Here is a 16,224-nt window from a genome sequence, read left to right as displayed (position 1 = left end):
CCGCCCGGTTCCCTCTCCCTTTGGGAGAGGGTTAGGGTGAGGGTGCTTTCCGGCTGATCAGCGGGTCTCGTTGAACAGCTCGCGGCCGATCAGCATGCGGCGGATTTCGCTGGTGCCGGCGCCGATCTCGTAGAGCTTGGCGTCGCGCAGCAGGCGGCCGGTGGGGAACTCGTTGATGTAGCCGTTGCCGCCGAGGATCTGGATGGCGTCCAGGGCCATCTGGGTGGCGCGCTCGGCGGTGTAGAGGATCACCCCGGCGGCGTCCTTGCGGGTGGTCTCGCCACGGTCGCAGGCCTGGGCCACGGCATAGAGGTAGGCGCGGCTGGCGTTGAGCTGGGTGTACATGTCGGCGACCTTGCCCTGGATCAGCTGGAACTCGCCGATGCTCTGGCCGAACTGCTTGCGGTCGTGGATGTAGGGGACGATCACGTCCATGCAGGCCTGCATGATGCCGATCGGGCCACCGGCGAGGACGACGCGCTCGTAGTCCAGGCCGCTCATCAGCACCTTCACGCCGCCGTTGACTGCGCCCAGTACGTTCTCTTCCGGCACTTCCACGTCATCGAAGAACAGCTCGCAGGTGTTCGAGCCGCGCATGCCCAGCTTGTCGAACTTGCTGCCACGGCTGAAGCCTTTCCAGTCGCGCTCGACGATGAACGCGGTGATGCCGTGGGCGCCTTTCTCCGGCTCGGTCTTGGCGTAGATGACGTAGGTGTTGGCGTCCGGGCCGTTGGTGATCCAGGTCTTGCTGCCATTGAGGACGAAGCGGTCGCCGCGCTTCTCGGCGCGCAGCTTCATCGACACCACGTCGGAGCCGGCGTTGGGCTCGCTCATGGCCAGGGCGCCGATGTGCTCGCCGCTGATCAGCTTGGGCAGGTACTTGGCCTTCTGCTCGGCGTTGCCATTGCGCTTGATCTGGTTGACGCACAGGTTGGAGTGCGCGCCGTAGGACAGGCCGACCGAAGCCGAGCCACGGCTGATCTCCTCGATGGCGATGACGTGGGCCAGGTAACCCATGTTGGCGCCGCCGTACTCCTCAGCGACGGTGATGCCGAGCAGGCCCATGTCACCGAACTTCTTCCACATGTCCATGGGGAACAGGTTGTCGGCGTCGATCTGCGCGGCGCGCGGGGCGAGTTCGCTGGCGACGAAGCCCTGCACCTGCTCGCGCAGCATGTCGATGGTTTCGCCGAGGCCGAAGTTGAGGGAGGGGTAGCTCATGGGATCACCTGTACTTGTATTTGTAATCTGATGGGTGAATGGACCTGCTGCGCGTCGGCCATGCTGCGTTGAAAGCCGCCGAGAACTGCTCATTTACAAGCGTAAACTCCGCGTTCTCGGCGCCTTTCGCCTTGCCTGGCTCTAGCTCGCGAGGTCCAGGAGATTGTCTTAAACCGGCACGCGCTGCTTGCGGGGTTTGTCGGTCTCGGCCATGGCCGCCAGGCAGCGCTCCTCGGCCGTGTCCAGTTCCAGTTTCATCTGCTCGATGTCGAGCAACTGCTGTTCCAGCTGCGCGCGGCGCGCGGTGATCTTGTCGAGGAAGGTCTGCAGCTGCTTGGTGTTGCCGCTGCTGGGGTCGTAGAGGTCGATCAGCTCCTTGCACTCGGCCAGCGAGAAGCCGATGCGCTTGCCGCGCAGGATCAGCTTCAGTGCCACCAGGTCCTTCGCGCTGTAGACGCGCTCCTGGCCGCGGCGCTCGGGGCTGAGCATTTCCTGCTCCTCGTAGAAGCGGATGGCGCGGGTGGTGACGTCCAGTTCGCGGGCAAGCTCGGAGATGGTGTAGGTCGTGGCCATGGGAATGCTCTTGCTAGGTCGTTTACCTTTACGTTAACGTAAACCTGCCTTGAGTCAGTGTCAATACAACTCGAAGGCGGCGTAGGAAGGGGGAGTGGCGCGGGAATTGCCTGCTGCTCCCTACTAGACTTTCCTACCTGGGGCTTCCCCTTTACTGACGCCGTCTGCGGGTGTACACAGCCCTGACCAGCCTGCGAGTTCCGCGCCCCGACATCCCTGAAAAGGGGCACGGAACCTACCGGAGCGATGCATGACTACAAGAACAATAAGTAGCGACCTGCTGCGCGAAGCCCACCTGGCCCGTGAGCGCCTGCAACAGGAAGGCGAAGTCCCCAGCGGCGTGCTCCGCGAGGAAATCGACGCCTCCTGGCGGCGCAGTGTCGGCCATGGCCTGGACTGCGCCAGCGGCACCGAGCACGGCCTCGATACGCGGGTGAAACCCGACGTGCTGCTGGCCGGCAACCGCCTGCTGCTCGACGCCGCCACCCCCGAACTCGACTACCTGCAACAGCGCCAGGGCCACGACGGCGTGATCATCCTGGCCAACGCCGACGCCACCATCCTCTGTGTCGAAGGCGCCCGCGAGCGCATGCAGAGCAAGGGCCTGGCCGACATCGTCCAGGGCGCCTGCTGGAGCGAAGCCTCGCGCGGCACCAACGCCCTGGGCACTGCGCTGGTGGAAAAGCGCGCCACGCAGATCGACTGCGGCGAACACTTCCTCGACCGCCTGAGCCGTTTCTCCTGCACCTCGGTGCCCATCGAGGGGCCGCAGGGCACGCTGCTCGGCGTGCTCGACATGACCCGTGAGGGGCCGCTCTCCGGCCCGCGCGAAAGCCTCTCGCTGCTCAGCCTCGCGGTGTTCCAGATCGAGGCGCGGCTGTTCGCCGTCAGCCATCCGGGGCAGGTGGTGATCGCCTTCCATTACCGTCGCCAGTACCTCGATTCCGCCTGGCAGGGCTTGCTGGCGCTGGGGCTGGACGGCAAGGTGCTGGCCGTCAGCGGCCAGGCCTGCCAGTTGCTCGGCGCCCACCGCGAAAGCCTGGTGGGCCGGCGCAGCGAAGATTTCCTCGGCCTGCGCGGCGACCAGTTGCTCGGCCGCCTCTACCAGGGCGGCGTCGGCAGCCTGCAGACGCCCAAGGGCGAGCTGTTCTACAAGACGTTGCAGGCACCGCTGCGCAGCCACGCAGTACCGGTCAGCGCCCGCGCGCCGCGCCCGGCCGCCGGCCCCGAACTCGAAGCCCTCGCCGGCAGCCACCCACGCTACGCCCGCGCCCTGCGCATGGCGCGCCAGGGACTGGTCAACGAACTACCAGTGCTGCTGCTGGGTGAAACTGGCAGCGGCAAGGAAGTGGTCGCCCGCGCCCTGCACCAGGCCAGCGCGCGCAGCGACAAACCCTTCGTCGCGGTGAACTGCGCGGCGATTCCCGAGGGCCTGATCGAATCCGAGCTGTTCGGCTACCGCGACGGCGCCTTCACCGGCTCGCGGCGCGGCGGCATGGTCGGCCGGCTGCAGCAGGCCCATGGCGGCACGCTGTTCCTCGACGAAATCGGCGACATGCCGCTGGCCCTGCAGGCGCGCCTGTTGCGCGTGCTGCAGGAGCGCAAGGTGGCGCCGCTGGGCGCGGGCGAGGAACAGGACATCGACGTCGCGCTGATCTGTGCGACCCACCGCGACCTCAAGCGCCTGGTGGAGGAAAAGCACTTCCGCGAGGACCTCTACTACCGCGTCAACGGCATCAGCGTGAAGCTGCCGGCGCTGCGCGAGCGCGACGACCTCGCCGAGCTCGCCACTGGCTTGCTGGCGCGCCTGGGCGCGCCGAAGGTGAAGCTCTCCGCCGAGCTGCTCGGCCTGCTGCGCGAGTACCACTGGCCGGGCAACATCCGCCAGCTGGAGATGGTCCTGCGCACCGCGCTGGCCATGCGCGAGGAGGGCGAGGAGGAACTGGCCCTCGAGCACCTGCCCGACAGCACCCTGGACGAACTCGCCGCCGGCGAGCGCCCGCAGAGCGGCAGCATCCGCGAGAACGAACTGGAGCTGATCCGCCAGGCACTGGAGCGCCACCAGGGCAACGTCTCCGCCGCCGCCGACGCACTGGGTATCAGCCGCGCCACGCTGTACCGCAAGCTCAAGCAACTCAAGGTGGGCTGATGTTCTTCACCCGCCTTATCGACAGCGAGGACCCGCAGCAGCTCAAGGCCTCGCTGAGCTGGCTGTACGGCTTCGTGCGGCCGCACAAGACCGCCATTGCCGGCCTGCTCGGGTTGTCGTTCTGTGCCTCGATCCTGGTGCTCGCGCAGCCCTGGCTGACCAAGACGCTGATCGACGACGGCCTGCTGGCGAAGGATTTCCCGGTGCTGGTGATGGTGGCCGGCGCGATGATCGTCGTCGGCCTGGTCGGCACGGCGTTGTCCGGCCTGAACCGCTACCTGCACACGCGCCTGTCCGGACGCATCCTGTTCTCCCTGCGCGATGCGCTGTACCGCCATTTGCAGACCTTGTCGCCAAGCTTCTTCGGCCGCCGCCGCATCGGCGACCTGATGTCCCGGCTCGATGGCGACGTCGCCGAGATCCAGCGCTTCGCCGTGGACTCGCTGTTCTCCGCGGTCTCCAGCGTGATCGGCCTGGTCGGCGCGCTGGTGCTTCTGCTGACCCTGTCATGGAAGCTTTCGCTGCTGGTGGCGCTGCTGATTCCGCTGGACGTGCTCTGGCTGCGCTGGATGCGGCGCAAGGTGGAGCGCGAGGCGCGGGGCCTGCGCGAGCGTTCGGCAGACCTGTCGTCGTTCTTCGTCGAGACGCTGCCGGCGATGAAATTCATCCAGTCCGCCGGCCAGCAATCCCGCGAATCCGGGCGCCTGGAAGGCCTGGGGCAGGGCTACCTCGGCCAACTGCTGCGCCTGCAACTCACCGAGTTCTTCACCCAGGCGGTGCCCGGCACGCTGATGTCCCTGTCCCGCGCCTGCGCCTTCCTGGTCGGCGGTTACTGGGTGGTGCAGGGCACCTGGCAGCTCGGCTCGCTGATCGCTTTTTCCACCTACCTGGGCATGGCCATCGGGCCGGTGCAGAGCCTGCTCGGCCTGTACGTCGCGCTGCAGCGCATGACCGTCAGCCTCGGCCGGGTAATGGAGCTGCGTGGCGAGGAAGCGACCATCGTTTCGCCCGCCGCGCCGCGACCGATGCCGGCGGTGGGCGAGCTGCGCCTGGAGAATCTGCACTACGCCTGGCCTGGCCGTGTGCAGCCGGTTTTACAGGATGTGCAGGCGGTGATTCCCGCCGGCCTCAAGGTCGCCCTGAGCGGCCCGTCCGGGGTCGGCAAGAGCACCCTGATCGATCTGCTGCAACGCTTCTACGACCCCGACCAGGGGCGCATCCTGCTCGACGGCATCGACCTGCGCGAACTCGACCTGCACGCCCTGCGCCGGCGCGTGGCGGTGGTCAGCCAGGATATCGTGCTGTTCCGCGGCAGCCTCGCCGACAACCTGGCCTACAGCGCGCCCGAGTCGAGCCGCGAGGCCATCGACAGGGCCGCCCGCGCGGCGCAGCTGGACAGCCTGATCGCCAGCCTGCCCGAAGGCCTCGACAGCCCCCTGGGCGAACGGGGTCAGCAGCTTTCCGGCGGCCAGAAGCAACGCATCGCCATCGCCCGCGCGCTGTTGCAGGACCCGTTGATCCTGGTGCTCGACGAAGCCACTTCGCAAGTGGACGAGAGCACCGAGCGCGAGGTGATCGCGGCTATCGACCGGCTGTTCGCCGGGCGCACGCGGCTGCTGATCAGCCACCGCACCTCGACCCTGGCCGCCGCCGACCTGCACCTGGAGTTGCAGGATGGGCAGATGCGTGTGCGTGAGGCGCAGGCGGTGCAGCAGCATGAGGCCTGAACTGCGGGTTGGAGTGGTCGACAGTGGTTTTGCCGAGGCTCAATCCGCGAGCGTCAGCGGTGCGCGGCGGTTCTTCCTGACTGATGACGGTCATGCTGACGGCGAGCCTGTGGTGGATGCACTGGGCCACGGCAGCGTCGTCTGCGAAGCGATTCTTTCCCAGGCGCCCGAAGCTCGCCTTTCCGTCGCCCAGGTCTTCGATGAGCGTGGCGTGACCAGCCCGCTGCAGATCGCCGCCGCGCTGCACTGGCTCGGCGAGCAGGGTGTGCGGCTGATCAACCTGAGCCTGGGCGTGCGCCAGGACCGGCCGATCCTGCGCGAAGCCGTGACGGAGCTGATCGAGGCCGGCGTACTGGTTTGCGCGTCCAGCCCGGCGCGGGGCGAGCCGGTGTTCCCGGCAAGCTACGCGGGGGTGATCCGGGTGACCGGCGATGCCCGTTGCGGCGAGGGCGAGTGGTCCTGGCTGGACAGCCCGCAGGCCGATTTCGGTGCGGCGGTGAAGGTGGGCGGGCGCTCGGGTGCGAGCCTGGGATGCGCGGCATTCGCTGGGCATCTGGCGGCGTTGCTGGCGGAGCGGCCGGAGCTGTCGAATGTTCAGCTCGTCGAGCTGATGCAGGCGCGGGCGGCTTTTCGGGGGATTGAGCGGAGGGTGGGGTTGTGAGTGGAGGTCGAGTCCGTCCCCCTCACCCCAGCCCTCTCCCGGAGGGAGAGGGGGCCGTCCTCCGTAGGGGCTCATCTCTGGCGTTTGTCCATTGCTATCGGCGTGCGCAGAAACCTCCAAAAGCACCGAACAGTCCCCTCTCCCTCTGGGAGAGGGTTAGGGGGAGGGTATCCGGAGCATGACTGATCTCCCCATCCTGATCCTCGGTGCCGGCCCTGCCGGAGCGGCGGTCGCCCTCGGCCTGCGCCGCCTCGGCCACCCCGTCACCGTGATCAGTGAATGGCGTCGCTTCTCTGCGGTGGAAGGTGTGTCCCAGCGCGTGCTGGAAGGCCTGCGCAATTCCGGCCTGCAGCGCGCACTGGCGTGCGCCGCGCCGCCGTCGCAACGGCGCGTGCACTGGAACGGCGTGGCAAGCGCGCAGAACATCGAATGCGTCCTCGACCGCCCGCGCTTCGATGCCGGGCTGCGCGAGGACCTGAAGCAGGCCGGCGTCGAACTGATCGAAGCCCAGGTGCTGGCCGTGGCGGAACAGGGGACCGGCTGGCGGGTGAAGCTCGAAGGTGGGCGGGAAGTGCAGGGCGCCTTCCTGGTCGAGGCCCGTGGCCGCCAGGCGCCGCTGAACCAGAAGGGCAGCAAGGCCCGGCGCGGCCCGGAAACCCTCAGCCTGCTCAATCGCTGGCAAGGCGAGCCAGGCCCGCTGGCGACGGCGGTGGAAAGCCTGGCCGATGGCTGGGCATGGATGGCGCGGCTGGAGGACGGGCGCTGCTACTGGCAGCTCACCCTGGATGTCGCCAGCAGCCAACTGCCGCCCCGCGAGCAGTTGCTGGACTACTGCCGCGAGCGCCGCGCCGCGTCGACGCTGGTCCGACAGTTCTTCGGCGATGCCGCCGAGCACGAGCTGGACCTGCACGCCCGCAGCAGCACGGCGATCCTCTGCCTGGAAGCCTGTGGCGACCACTGGATTCGCGTGGGCGATGCGGCGATGGCCGTGGACCCGCTGTCCGGCAATGGCATCTTCCAGTCGCTGTCCTCGGCCCTGCAGGCGCCGCTGGTGATCAACACGCTGCTGCGCGCGCCGGAGCGGGCGGAGTTGGCCAAGCGCTTCCATCAGCAGCGGGTCGAGCAGTTGTTCCTGCGCTTCGCCCGTGTCGGCCGCGACTTCTATGCCAGCGAAACGCAGTGGGCCGATCTGCCGTTCTGGCAGGCGCGCCGCGCCTGGCCCGACGAGCAGCCGAGCCACATGCCGGCGGACTTCGCCAGCCTGCGTATCGAGCGCGCTCCCGTGTTGAAGGGTGAGTTCGTCGACGAGGCGGAAGTGGTGGTCAGCGCCGACCAGCCGCTGGGCATCTGGCACCTCGACGGGCTGGAGCTGGCGCCCTGGCTGCGGCGGTTGCGCGCGGAGCCCGAGGCCCAGGTGCTGGCAGACCTGCCGCCGGAGCGCCGCCGGGCCTTCCAGGGCTGGCTGCTGTCCCAGGGATATCGTCCGCGATCCTGATTGCGCAGCCCCCGTCATGGCGGATAACGCCGCTGGCGTTATGGGTCCGCTGGAAGTTCGCGTGAGGGCTCTTCGCAGGATGGCGTGGAGCGAAGCGATACCCATCAATTCCTGGGAGGGGCCGCTCGATGGGTATCGCAAGCTCCACCCATCTTACTCAGGTGCCATTCGGGGACCGGGGACCTGGGCGGTAGGGCTGGCGGTTGTCCCGAGGCGATCAGCCACAGCTTTAACCACTTCACGGAATTTCGAGGCCGCGTCGGGCGATGATGCCCGGCTGACCGATGGAGAATCCCATGGCCTTCCTGCGATCCGCTTTCGCCCTGTCGCTGATCCTGCTGACGCTCTTCGATACTTCGCTCGCGGCCTCGACGTCGGCGACCGATAGCGCCAGCGCCGAACGCTTCCTGCGCCGGCTGTACGCCAGCTATACGCCGGACGGCCCGGGCGTGCCGAACCCGACATTGAAGGAAGAGGACGTCTACGATGCCTCGCTGATCGCACTGATGAAGGCTGACCAGGACGCCGCCGATGGCGAGTTGGGCTACCTCGGTGGCGACCCTTTGTGTGATTGCCAGGACTGGGGCGATATCAAGGTGAAGTCGCTGGCGTTCACTCCGGTGGACGACGAGCGCATCAAGGCACGGGTAGTGCTCAAGGATGCCCTGACGGGGGAGGATCGCGATCTCGGCCTGTTGCTGCATCGCACGGCTGGCGGCTGGCTCGTCGAAGACTGCTTCAACGAGCAGGGCAGCCTGGCCGAGAACCTGCGGCATAGCACCCTGGAACTGCTGCAGCTGAAGAAGGGCGCGAGCAAGCCCTGACGTACGTTGTAGGAGCGGTGTGGACGTTGTCACGCGCAATAAAAAAGGCCCCTCGAGGGGCCTTTTTTGTGGGGCGACTTACTTGCGGTCGATCCACACGGTCTGCGGGTTGGTGAACTCGCGCAGGCCGAAGTGCGACAGCTCGCGACCGAAGCCGCTCTTCTTCACGCCGCCGATCGGTACGCGGGGATCGGAGGCGGAGAAGCCGTTGATGAACACGCCGCCGCTGACCAGGCGACGGGCCATGTGCTGGGCCTTGGCCTTGTCGGCGGACCAAATCGCGCCGGAGAGGCCGAACTCGCTGTCGTTGGCCAGCTCCAGGGCGTGCTCGGCGTCTCGGGCGACGATCAGCGAAGCGACGGGGCCGAAGATTTCCTTCTTGAACGCGGTGTTGCCCGGCTTTACGTCGGCCAGCACGGTCGGTGCGTAGTAGTTGCCTTCGCCGTCGAGCTTGTGGCCGCCCAGCAGCAGGGTGGCGCCATCGGCGATGGCCTGCTGTACCTGGCCGTCCAGTTCGTCACGCAGGTCGAAGCGGGCCATCGGGCCGACGAAGGTGTCGTCCGCCAGCGGGTCGCCGATCTTCAGCGCCTTGACGGCGGCCAGCAGTTTCTCGGTGAAGGCCGGGGCGATGGATTCTTCGAGGATCATGCGCTTGGCGGCGATGCACACCTGGCCGCAGTTGCCGAAGCGGCTGGCGACGGCGGCTTTCACGGCGGCATCGAGGTCGGCGTCGGCGAGCACGATGAAGGCGTCGGAACCGCCCAGCTCCAGCACGCACTTCTTCAGCGCGGCACCGGCCTGGGAGGCGATGGCGGCGCCGGCGCCGACACTGCCGGTCACGGCGATGGAGGCGATGCGGTCATCGGCGATGGCCTTGGAGACCAGCGGCGGCTCGACGTTCAGCACCTCGAACACGCCTTCGGGCAGGCCGGCCTGCAGCCACGCGTCGCGCAACTGATAGGCGCAGCCCATGACGTTCGGCGCGTGCTTGAGGACGTAGGTGTTACCGCCCAGGATGATGCTCACCGCGCCACGCATGACCTGCCAGGTGGGGAAGTTCCACGGCATCACGGCCAGCACCGGGCCCAGCGGCAGGTAGGAGATGTACGCGCCTTCGATGCTGGTCTTCTCGTCTTCGAGCATGGCCGGGCCGTTCTCGGCGTACCACTCGCAGAGGTTGGCGCACTTGTTGATCTCGCCACGGGCCTGGCTGACCGGCATGCCCATTTCCTGGGCTTCCATGCGGGCCATCGGCTCGACGTTGGCGCGCAGGACTTCGGCCATCTTGCGCAGCACGGCGACACGTTCGGCGATGCTGGTGCCCTGCCATTGGCGGAACGCGGCATCGGTGCGGGCCAGCGAGGTTTCCAGCTGGGCGGCGTCTTCGAAGGTGTAGCGGGCCAGTTCCTGGCCGGTGGCGGGGCTGCGGGAGATGGCAGCGGGGATGGCGGCGATCTGGTTCATGGTGAGTCCTGCTTGTTCTAGGGGGGGCGCAAGGCCGGTCGTTCGTCCGGGCGGGGTGGCTCCGGGATGGCGCAGAAATTAAGATGCGCAACCATTCATGTAAAATGAATAATCAAGAAAGACTCTTTCTCTCGGAGAGAATCATGGACCTCACCCAGCTGGAAATCGTCCGCGCCGTCGCCAACGAGGGCAGCATCACCGCCGCCGCGGCCCGTCTACACCGCGTGCCTTCCAACCTGACCACGCGGATCAAGCAGCTGGAAGCGGAGCTGGGCACCGAGCTGTTCATCCGCGAGAAGCTGCGCCTCCGTCTGTCGCCTACCGGCCGCAGCTTCCTCGAATATGCCGAACGCATCCTCGATCTGGTGGAAGAGGCCCGGCAGGTGGCGGTGGGCGCCGAGCCCCATGGCGGCTTCTCCCTGGGTTCGATGGAAAGCACGGCGGCGGTGCGCATTCCCGAGATGCTGGCGCGCTATCACCAGCAGTGCCCGAAGGTGCAGCTGGACCTGTCTACCGGCCCCTCGGGCGAGATGATCGACGGCGTGCTCTCCGGCCGTTTCATCGCCGCCTTTGCCGACGGCCCTGCCAACCATCCGCAACTGGACGGCAAGCCGGTGTACCGCGAGGAGCTGGTGCTGATGAGTGCCAAGCACCATGCACCGGTGCATGACGCGCGGGACGTGGCGGGGGAGACGGTGTTCGCCTTCCGCGACACCTGCTCCTACCGCAAGCGTCTGGAAGGCTGGTTCGCCGAGCACCGCGTGGTGCCGGGCAAGATCATGGAGATGGAGTCCTACCACGGCATGCTCGCCTGCATCGCGGCGGGCGGCGGCGTGGCGATCATCCCGCGGGCGATGTTCGAAAGCCTGGCTGGCGGGCGCAACGTGGCGATCCATCGCCTGGCGCCGCAGCATGCCGACGCGACGACCTGGCTGTTCTGGCGGCGCGGCACCGATACGCCGGCGCTGCGGGCATTTATCGGACTACTGGATGCGCCCCTGTCCGAGGCTGAAGTGGCCTGAGCGCGGGACTTCGCGCGCGCCGTTTCGCCAGCGTTACGTAACGCAGTCGAGACAGCGGTTAAAAATTCACCAGGGCCTCTTGCAGCGGCTTGGCGCTGCGCTAACGTGAGTTTCTCTGTTCGTCGTGCGAAGGCGGGAAACACCCTTCGCGGCAGGGCGTTTTCCCCGCTGGCCTTCTGCCCGGAGCGCATGATGGAGACACGCAGCAAGAGACGACGCGCCAATACCCTGCAGATCACCCTGATGGGGGCGGGGCTGATGCTCCTCGCCCTGACCCTTGCGGTCGCCCTGGTCGGCCTGTGGCCGCAGTCCTACCCGCAGTTTCCTCGCGCCGGCGCGGTGGGCGACCCCGGCGTGCAATGCCTGGTCGGCTGGTGTCCTGGCCCGGACGCGCGGCTGCTGGTGATGGTCATGGTCGCAGGCGCGCTGGGCAGTTTCGTCCATGTCGCGAAGTCCTTCGGCGACTTCGTCGGCAACGACCGCTTCATGGCCAGCTGGATCTGGTGGTACCTGCTCAAGCCCTGCATCGGCATGGTGCTGGCGCTGATGCTCTACCTGATCGTGCGCGCGGTGTTGCTCACGGTGAGCGCCGCCAGCGAACCGGCCAGTGTCAATCTCTATGGGCTGATGGCCATGGCCGCTCTGGTGGGGATGGCGTCCAAGCAGGGTACCGACAAGTTCGCCGTCCTCCTTGATGCGCTATTTCGCACCCGCCATCCGGCCGGTGACGCGCGGCGCAAGGACCCGCTGGAAAACCCCCTCGCCGTCATCACCGAAGCACAGCCGCCGGTCCTCGATGCCCAGTCGCTCTACGTCACCCTGCGTGGCAAGGGTTTCAGCCGTGGCGCACGGGTGCAGGTGAATGGAAAGGAGCGCGACACGTCGCTGGCCGACAGCTCGCGCCTGGCCTTCCAGCTGTTGCCCGAGGATGTCGCCGTTGGCGGCAGCCTGGCCGTGGTGGTGGTCAACCCGCCGCCAGGAGGTGGTCCTTCTGCGTCGCTGATGCTGGAAGTGAGCGCGCCGCCGCAGGCCGAAGCGGAATCAGAGCCGCCGCACGCTGGTCCGGTGGCGATGGTGGTGGCTTCGGCCGAAGAAGACTCTGCGGTGGCGCTGCACTGAAGCTGCCCTTGGCTGGCAAGAACGAAAAAGGCCCCGGAAGGGGCCTTTTTCATGGGCATCTGACTGAGCGTCAGGCGCTGCTGTTCACCGTTTCGCGCTTCACCGTTCTGGCGGTTGGCGCGTGGTGCTCGTCGTGGTCGTGATCGTCACCGACCACCTGGACCTCGTTGCCTTCGGCGTCGTACAGCTTGCCGTTCTGGAAGTAGTCACCCTCGTTCAGCGCGGCGATGTCGCGGTAGCGCAGGGTGCGCTCCTCGGCGGCCACGAACACCGACTGCTGGTTGGAGTTGCCGGTCTTGAGGTGGTTGAACAGCAGGTTGAGACCGATGGCCATGATCGCCGCCGAGCTGATGCCCGAGTGGAAGATGGTGGCGAACCAGCTGGGGAAGTGCTCGTAGAAGCTGGGCGCGGCGATCGGGATCATGCCGAAGCCGATGGAGGTGGCGACGATGATCAGGTTCATGTTGTTGCGGTAGTCCACCTTGGACAGGGTGCGGATACCGCTGGCCGCCACGGTGCCGAACAGCACCACGCCGGCGCCGCCGAGCACGGAGGAGGGCACTGCGGCGATCACCCGGCCCATTACCGGCAGCAGGCCGAGGGTCACCAGGATCAGGCCGCCGGTGGCGACCACGTAGCGGCTCTTCACGCCCGTCACGGCCACCAGGCCGACGTTCTGGGCGAAGGCGCTCTGGGTGAAGGAGCCGAAGATCGGCGCCAGGATGCTCGACGCCATGTCGGCGCGCAGACCATTGCCCAGACGCTTGGAGTCGACCTTGGTGCCGATGATCTCACCGACGGCGAGAATGTCCGCCGAGGTTTCCACCAGGGTCACCATGATCACGATCAGCATCGAGATGATGGCGGCGATGTGGAAGGTCGGCAGGCCGAAGTGGAAGATCGCCGGGAAGGCCACCATCGGGCCTTCGGCCACGCGGGAGAAGTCGGTCATGCCCAGGGCGGCGGCGACGACGGTGCCGATCACCATGGCCAGCAGGATCGACAGGCGCGAGATGGATGCGTTGCCCAGCTTGCTCAGCAGCAGGACGAACACCAGGGTGAGGGCAGCCAGGCCGATGTTGGCCATGCTGCCGAAGTCCGGCGCCTTGGGGTTGCCGCCCATGGCCCAGCGCGCCGCTACCGGCATCAACGTCAGGCCGATGGTGGTGATGACGATGCCGGTGACCATCGGCGGGAAGAACTTGGTGATGCGCGAGAACACCGGCGTGATCAGGAAGCCGATGAAGGAGGCTGCCATGACGGCACCCAGGACAGCGGGCATGCCACCGCCCTCGTAGCCCCCGCCGAGGATGGCGATCATGGTGGCGACACCGGCGAAGGAAACGCCCTGCACCAGTGGCATCTGCGAGCCGAAGAAGGGAAGACCGAGGGTCTGCAGCAAGGTGGCGAGGCCACCGGCGAAGAGAGAGGCAGCGATCAGCAGGCCGATCTCGCTGGGGGAGAGCCCGGCCGCCTGGCCGAGGATCAGGGGCACGGCGACGATACCGCCGTACATGGTCAGAACGTGTTGCAGGCCGTACGCCAGGTTGGCGCCGATTCCGAGGTTCTCGTCTTCCGGGCGTGCTCCGGCGGACGCTACAGCTGAACGATCATTCATGGCTGAGGACTCGCTTGTTTTTGTTGTGGGGCCACTGTAGACAAAGTCCGTGGTGAATATCTACTGTTTTGTATACATGTTTTCGGCCGATGGTCCGGAATCTGACCGGTCGGTTATGTGTTTTATCGGGGTGGATGGCTCTGCAATCGGCTTTCTGCATGAATTCCTGACCCGGAGTGCGTTGCACGAAATGTGTGCATGTTTGAATCCAAAAGCACCACTTGGCTGCATGCAAAGCTCTGAAAGACTCTTGCCGGCCACCTGTACACAGGTCATCGCAAATTGCGGGCCAGTGATGCGCCGTGCTCGCCGTCCTCCCCGGCGAAGGCTGCTCCTGCTATAACCGTCCGCCTTGGTTTTCGTTGGATTTCGAAAAGAGATGGCCCTCCCACCGCTGCACAGTTTCAGGGTGTTCGAAAGCGTGGCCCGCCTGGGCAGCCTGGCCGCGGCTGCTGTCGAGCTGCACGTCACCACGGGCGCGGTCAGCCAGCAGGTCAAGGCGCTGCAGGCCAGCCTGGGCGTGGAGCTGTTCGAGAAACGAGGCCGTCAGTTGGTGCTGACCGACAGCGGCCGCGAGCTGCAGAAGCGCGTGGCCAGTGCCATGGGCGAGATCACCGAGGCGGTCCAGGCGTTGCAGGCGGGAGTCCGGCTGGAAGAGGACCGGGTGGACATCTGCCTGTCGATCCCGCCGGCCGAAGGCGTGGAGTGGCTGACCCGGCCGCTGCTGCGCTTCATGGAGGAGTCGCGCTCGGTGCGGGTCAGCGTGATCACCGCGCCGGGCATGCCGCAGGTGGACTGGCGCCGCGCCGACGTGGCGGTGATCTACGGCACACCGCCGTGGCCGGGTGTCTGGTGGCGCCTGCTGCATGGCATCCGCATGACGCCGGTGTGCAGCCCGCAATACCTGCGCGGGCCGCTGGCCATCGTCGAGGCCGCCGATCTGGCGCGGCACCGGTTGCTGCATGAGGATGACGGCAGCCAGTGGCAGCAATGGCTGGCCGAGGCTGGATACAGTCGGGGTGGTGCCGAGGACATCCATTTCGAAGACTTCGGCATGGTCCTGCAGGCCGCGCGCGATGGTTTCGGCGTGGCGCTCAGCGATGAGACGGTGTCACAGCGCGACCTCGACGAAGGCCGGCTGGTGCGCCCGCTGCCGATCTCGGTGGCGGCGGTGCACAACTACTACGTGGTCTGCCCGGAGGCGAAACGCGAACGCCCGGAGGTCCGGGCGTTCATCGAGTGGTTGCTGTCGATCAGCGAGCCGGCTCAGTAGCCGTAACCGCGTCCATCGGTGAACTGGATATCGGTGAGGATGCTGATGTCCTTCTCCACCTTGTACAGCTCCGAGCTCCTGATCAGCTCCGGGTCGCTGAAGGCTTCGCCCTTGGCGCGGCCGGCCTGGATCTGCTGCATCTTGTCGCGCACCGCCACCACGTCGGCGTAGGTCATGGCCGGTACCTTGCTCGGGTCCTCGTCGGCGTGGGCGCCGTAGAGAGTGGTCTGCGGGTTGATCACCTTCAGCGTAGCGTCCAGCGAGGCGACGTAGTCCTTGAGATTCCCGGCCAGCAGCCAGGACGGATAGAGGTGGTCACCGGAGAGCAGGATGTTGTGCGCCTCATCGAGCAGCGCCACTTCGTCCGGGGTGTGGCCGGGCATGCTCAGCAGGCGCAGCTTGAGACCGCCCAGGTCGATCACCTCGTCGGGCTTCACCAGTCGCGAGACCTTGAAGGGCGCTAGGGTCATGTGGTCGATGTTGCCCAGGTAGACCGGCTCGGGCACCTGGTAGAGGCCGTCGGCACGGCGGAATTTCGCCGTGAAGGGCGTATCCACCAGGTAGATGCTCTGGAAGTTGTGCAGCCCGCCCAGGTGGTCGAAGTGCAGGTGCGAAGGTAGCACCGACAGCGGCTTGTCGGTGATCTGGCGGGCGACCTGGGTGATGTCTTCCTTCTGGTTGGCGCCGGAGTCGAACATCAGCGCCTGGTTCGCCCCCACCAGCAGGTACGAATAATTCTTCTGGTAGTAGTTCGGCTCGCCGATGGCGTAGAGGAAGTCCGTCAGCTTGTGTACCACGAAGGCCGGCTTTTCAGCCTTGGGGGCTTCGGCGGCGGTCGTGGCGAAGGGCGCGCCGAGGAGTGTGGTGGAAGCCAGGGCCAGGGCTTTGATCAGCGTGCGCATGGGGCGCGAACCTCTTTCTCGTTGTTGTCGGGGGTGGCGGGTTGTCCGCCGGCCCATCTCACCGCTGGCGAGGGTGTACTTCAATGCACGATTTCTGCGGCCTGACAGTTCAGTTCAGCTAAAGCCTGGCGGAATTAGCGAAGCTGATTCTCGTGCTCCCGCATAAGTAAGGCTAA

13 protein-coding genes are annotated in these 16,224 nt (G+C 66.7%); 8 read left to right on the top strand and 5 right to left on the bottom strand.

Translation table 11 applies throughout. The features are described 5' to 3' along the window. Positions 1–57 precede the first annotated feature (57 nt). Both IB255_RS21995 and IB255_RS21990 read right to left on the bottom strand, forming a co-directional pair. Positions 58–1,221, bottom strand: a complete 1,164-nt coding sequence (locus IB255_RS21995; RefSeq protein ID WP_024765596.1) for an isovaleryl-CoA dehydrogenase — start codon at positions 1,219–1,221, stop codon at positions 58–60. Between the two features lie 168 nt (positions 1,222–1,389). Then, positions 1,390–1,794 carry a MerR family transcriptional regulator gene (locus IB255_RS21990; RefSeq protein WP_081516619.1) on the bottom strand — a complete coding sequence of 135 codons (405 nt, stop codon included), beginning with the start codon at positions 1,792–1,794 and terminating at the stop codon, positions 1,390–1,392. A gap of 250 nt (positions 1,795–2,044) precedes the next feature. Here IB255_RS21990 and IB255_RS21985 point away from each other — a divergent pair, with 250 nt between their 5' ends. From IB255_RS21985 to IB255_RS21965, 5 genes are all read left to right on the top strand, one after another. Continuing rightward, complete coding sequence (locus IB255_RS21985) at positions 2,045–3,943, top strand: sigma-54-dependent Fis family transcriptional regulator (protein ID WP_192210861.1); 1,899 nt, start codon at positions 2,045–2,047, stop codon at positions 3,941–3,943. After that, positions 3,943–5,670: an ABC transporter ATP-binding protein gene (locus IB255_RS21980; RefSeq protein WP_192210860.1), complete on the top strand. Its 1,728-nt coding sequence runs from the start codon at positions 3,943–3,945 to the stop codon at positions 5,668–5,670. Before IB255_RS21985 ends, IB255_RS21980 begins: the two co-directional genes overlap by 1 nt. Then, a complete protein-coding gene (locus IB255_RS21975) occupies positions 5,660–6,331 on the top strand; it encodes a S8 family serine peptidase (protein ID WP_192210859.1) in 672 nt (223 codons plus the stop codon). The genes IB255_RS21980 and IB255_RS21975 overlap by 11 nt, the downstream gene beginning before the upstream one ends. 178 nt (positions 6,332–6,509) lie before the next feature. Next, positions 6,510–7,826 (top strand): NAD(P)/FAD-dependent oxidoreductase, encoded by a 1,317-nt coding sequence (locus tag IB255_RS21970; RefSeq protein WP_192210858.1) that lies wholly within the window; start codon positions 6,510–6,512, stop codon positions 7,824–7,826. Positions 7,827–8,122: 296 nt separating this feature from the next. Further along, positions 8,123–8,650 (top strand): DUF3828 domain-containing protein, encoded by a 528-nt coding sequence (locus IB255_RS21965; RefSeq protein WP_167523164.1) that lies wholly within the window; start codon positions 8,123–8,125, stop codon positions 8,648–8,650. 78 nt (positions 8,651–8,728) lie between these two features. Here the strand turns inward: IB255_RS21965 and IB255_RS21960 are convergent, their stop codons facing one another. Continuing rightward, positions 8,729–10,114, bottom strand: a complete 1,386-nt coding sequence (locus IB255_RS21960; RefSeq protein ID WP_192210857.1) for an NAD-dependent succinate-semialdehyde dehydrogenase — start codon at positions 10,112–10,114, stop codon at positions 8,729–8,731. A gap of 143 nt (positions 10,115–10,257) precedes the next feature. Between IB255_RS21960 and ptrR the strand changes: the two genes are divergently transcribed. Next, complete coding sequence (gene ptrR / locus IB255_RS21955; protein WP_081516626.1) at positions 10,258–11,136, top strand: putrescine utilization regulator PtrR; 879 nt, start codon at positions 10,258–10,260, stop codon at positions 11,134–11,136. Positions 11,137–11,328: 192 nt separating this feature from the next. Continuing rightward, a complete protein-coding gene (locus tag IB255_RS21950) occupies positions 11,329–12,255 on the top strand; it encodes a hypothetical protein (RefSeq protein WP_192210856.1) in 927 nt (308 codons plus the stop codon). Positions 12,256–12,325: 70 nt separating this feature from the next. Here IB255_RS21950 and IB255_RS21945 read toward each other — a convergent pair whose 3' ends face one another. Then, positions 12,326–13,873, bottom strand: a complete 1,548-nt coding sequence (locus tag IB255_RS21945; RefSeq protein ID WP_192210855.1) for a nucleobase:cation symporter-2 family protein — start codon at positions 13,871–13,873, stop codon at positions 12,326–12,328. A 379-nt stretch (positions 13,874–14,252) separates the two neighbouring features. Between IB255_RS21945 and IB255_RS21940 the strand changes: the two genes are divergently transcribed. Beyond that, entirely contained in the window at positions 14,253–15,146 is an 894-nt protein-coding gene (locus IB255_RS21940) for a LysR substrate-binding domain-containing protein (RefSeq protein WP_151186628.1), read from the top strand. Here the strand turns inward: IB255_RS21940 and IB255_RS21935 are convergent. Next, on the bottom strand, positions 15,140–16,048 hold the full coding sequence (locus tag IB255_RS21935; protein ID WP_151186629.1) for an MBL fold metallo-hydrolase: 909 nt from the start codon (positions 16,046–16,048) through the stop codon (positions 15,140–15,142). The two genes, IB255_RS21940 and IB255_RS21935, sit on opposite strands and share 7 nt — an antisense overlap. Positions 16,049–16,224: the final 176 nt, after the last annotated feature.

This window comes from Pseudomonas sp. PDM22, assembly GCF_014851965.1.
Taxonomy (GTDB): Bacteria; Pseudomonadota; Gammaproteobacteria; order Pseudomonadales; family Pseudomonadaceae; genus Pseudomonas.
Note: the sequence above shows the minus strand (reverse complement) of the source record. Positions and strands in the feature narration are given on the sequence as shown.

Bases quoted from the DNA above. Each gene is read 5' to 3' on its own strand.
- IB255_RS21995 (WP_024765596.1), bottom strand. From the start codon at position 1,221: ATGAGCTACCCCTCCCTCAACTTCGGCCTCGGCGAAACCATCGACATG.
- IB255_RS21990 (WP_081516619.1), bottom strand. From the start codon at position 1,794: ATGGCCACGACCTACACCATCTCCGAGCTTGCCCGCGAACTGGACGTC.
- IB255_RS21985 (WP_192210861.1), top strand. From the start codon at position 2,045: ATGACTACAAGAACAATAAGTAGCGACCTGCTGCGCGAAGCCCACCTG.
- IB255_RS21980 (WP_192210860.1), top strand. From the start codon at position 3,943: ATGTTCTTCACCCGCCTTATCGACAGCGAGGACCCGCAGCAGCTCAAG.
- IB255_RS21975 (WP_192210859.1), top strand. From the start codon at position 5,660: ATGAGGCCTGAACTGCGGGTTGGAGTGGTCGACAGTGGTTTTGCCGAG.
- IB255_RS21970 (WP_192210858.1), top strand. From the start codon at position 6,510: ATGACTGATCTCCCCATCCTGATCCTCGGTGCCGGCCCTGCCGGAGCG.
- IB255_RS21965 (WP_167523164.1), top strand. From the start codon at position 8,123: ATGGCCTTCCTGCGATCCGCTTTCGCCCTGTCGCTGATCCTGCTGACG.
- IB255_RS21960 (WP_192210857.1), bottom strand. From the start codon at position 10,114: ATGAACCAGATCGCCGCCATCCCCGCTGCCATCTCCCGCAGCCCCGCC.
- ptrR (WP_081516626.1), top strand. From the start codon at position 10,258: ATGGACCTCACCCAGCTGGAAATCGTCCGCGCCGTCGCCAACGAGGGC.
- IB255_RS21950 (WP_192210856.1), top strand. From the start codon at position 11,329: ATGGAGACACGCAGCAAGAGACGACGCGCCAATACCCTGCAGATCACC.
- IB255_RS21945 (WP_192210855.1), bottom strand. From the start codon at position 13,873: ATGAATGATCGTTCAGCTGTAGCGTCCGCCGGAGCACGCCCGGAAGAC.
- IB255_RS21940 (WP_151186628.1), top strand. From the start codon at position 14,253: ATGGCCCTCCCACCGCTGCACAGTTTCAGGGTGTTCGAAAGCGTGGCC.
- IB255_RS21935 (WP_151186629.1), bottom strand. From the start codon at position 16,048: ATGCGCACGCTGATCAAAGCCCTGGCCCTGGCTTCCACCACACTCCTC.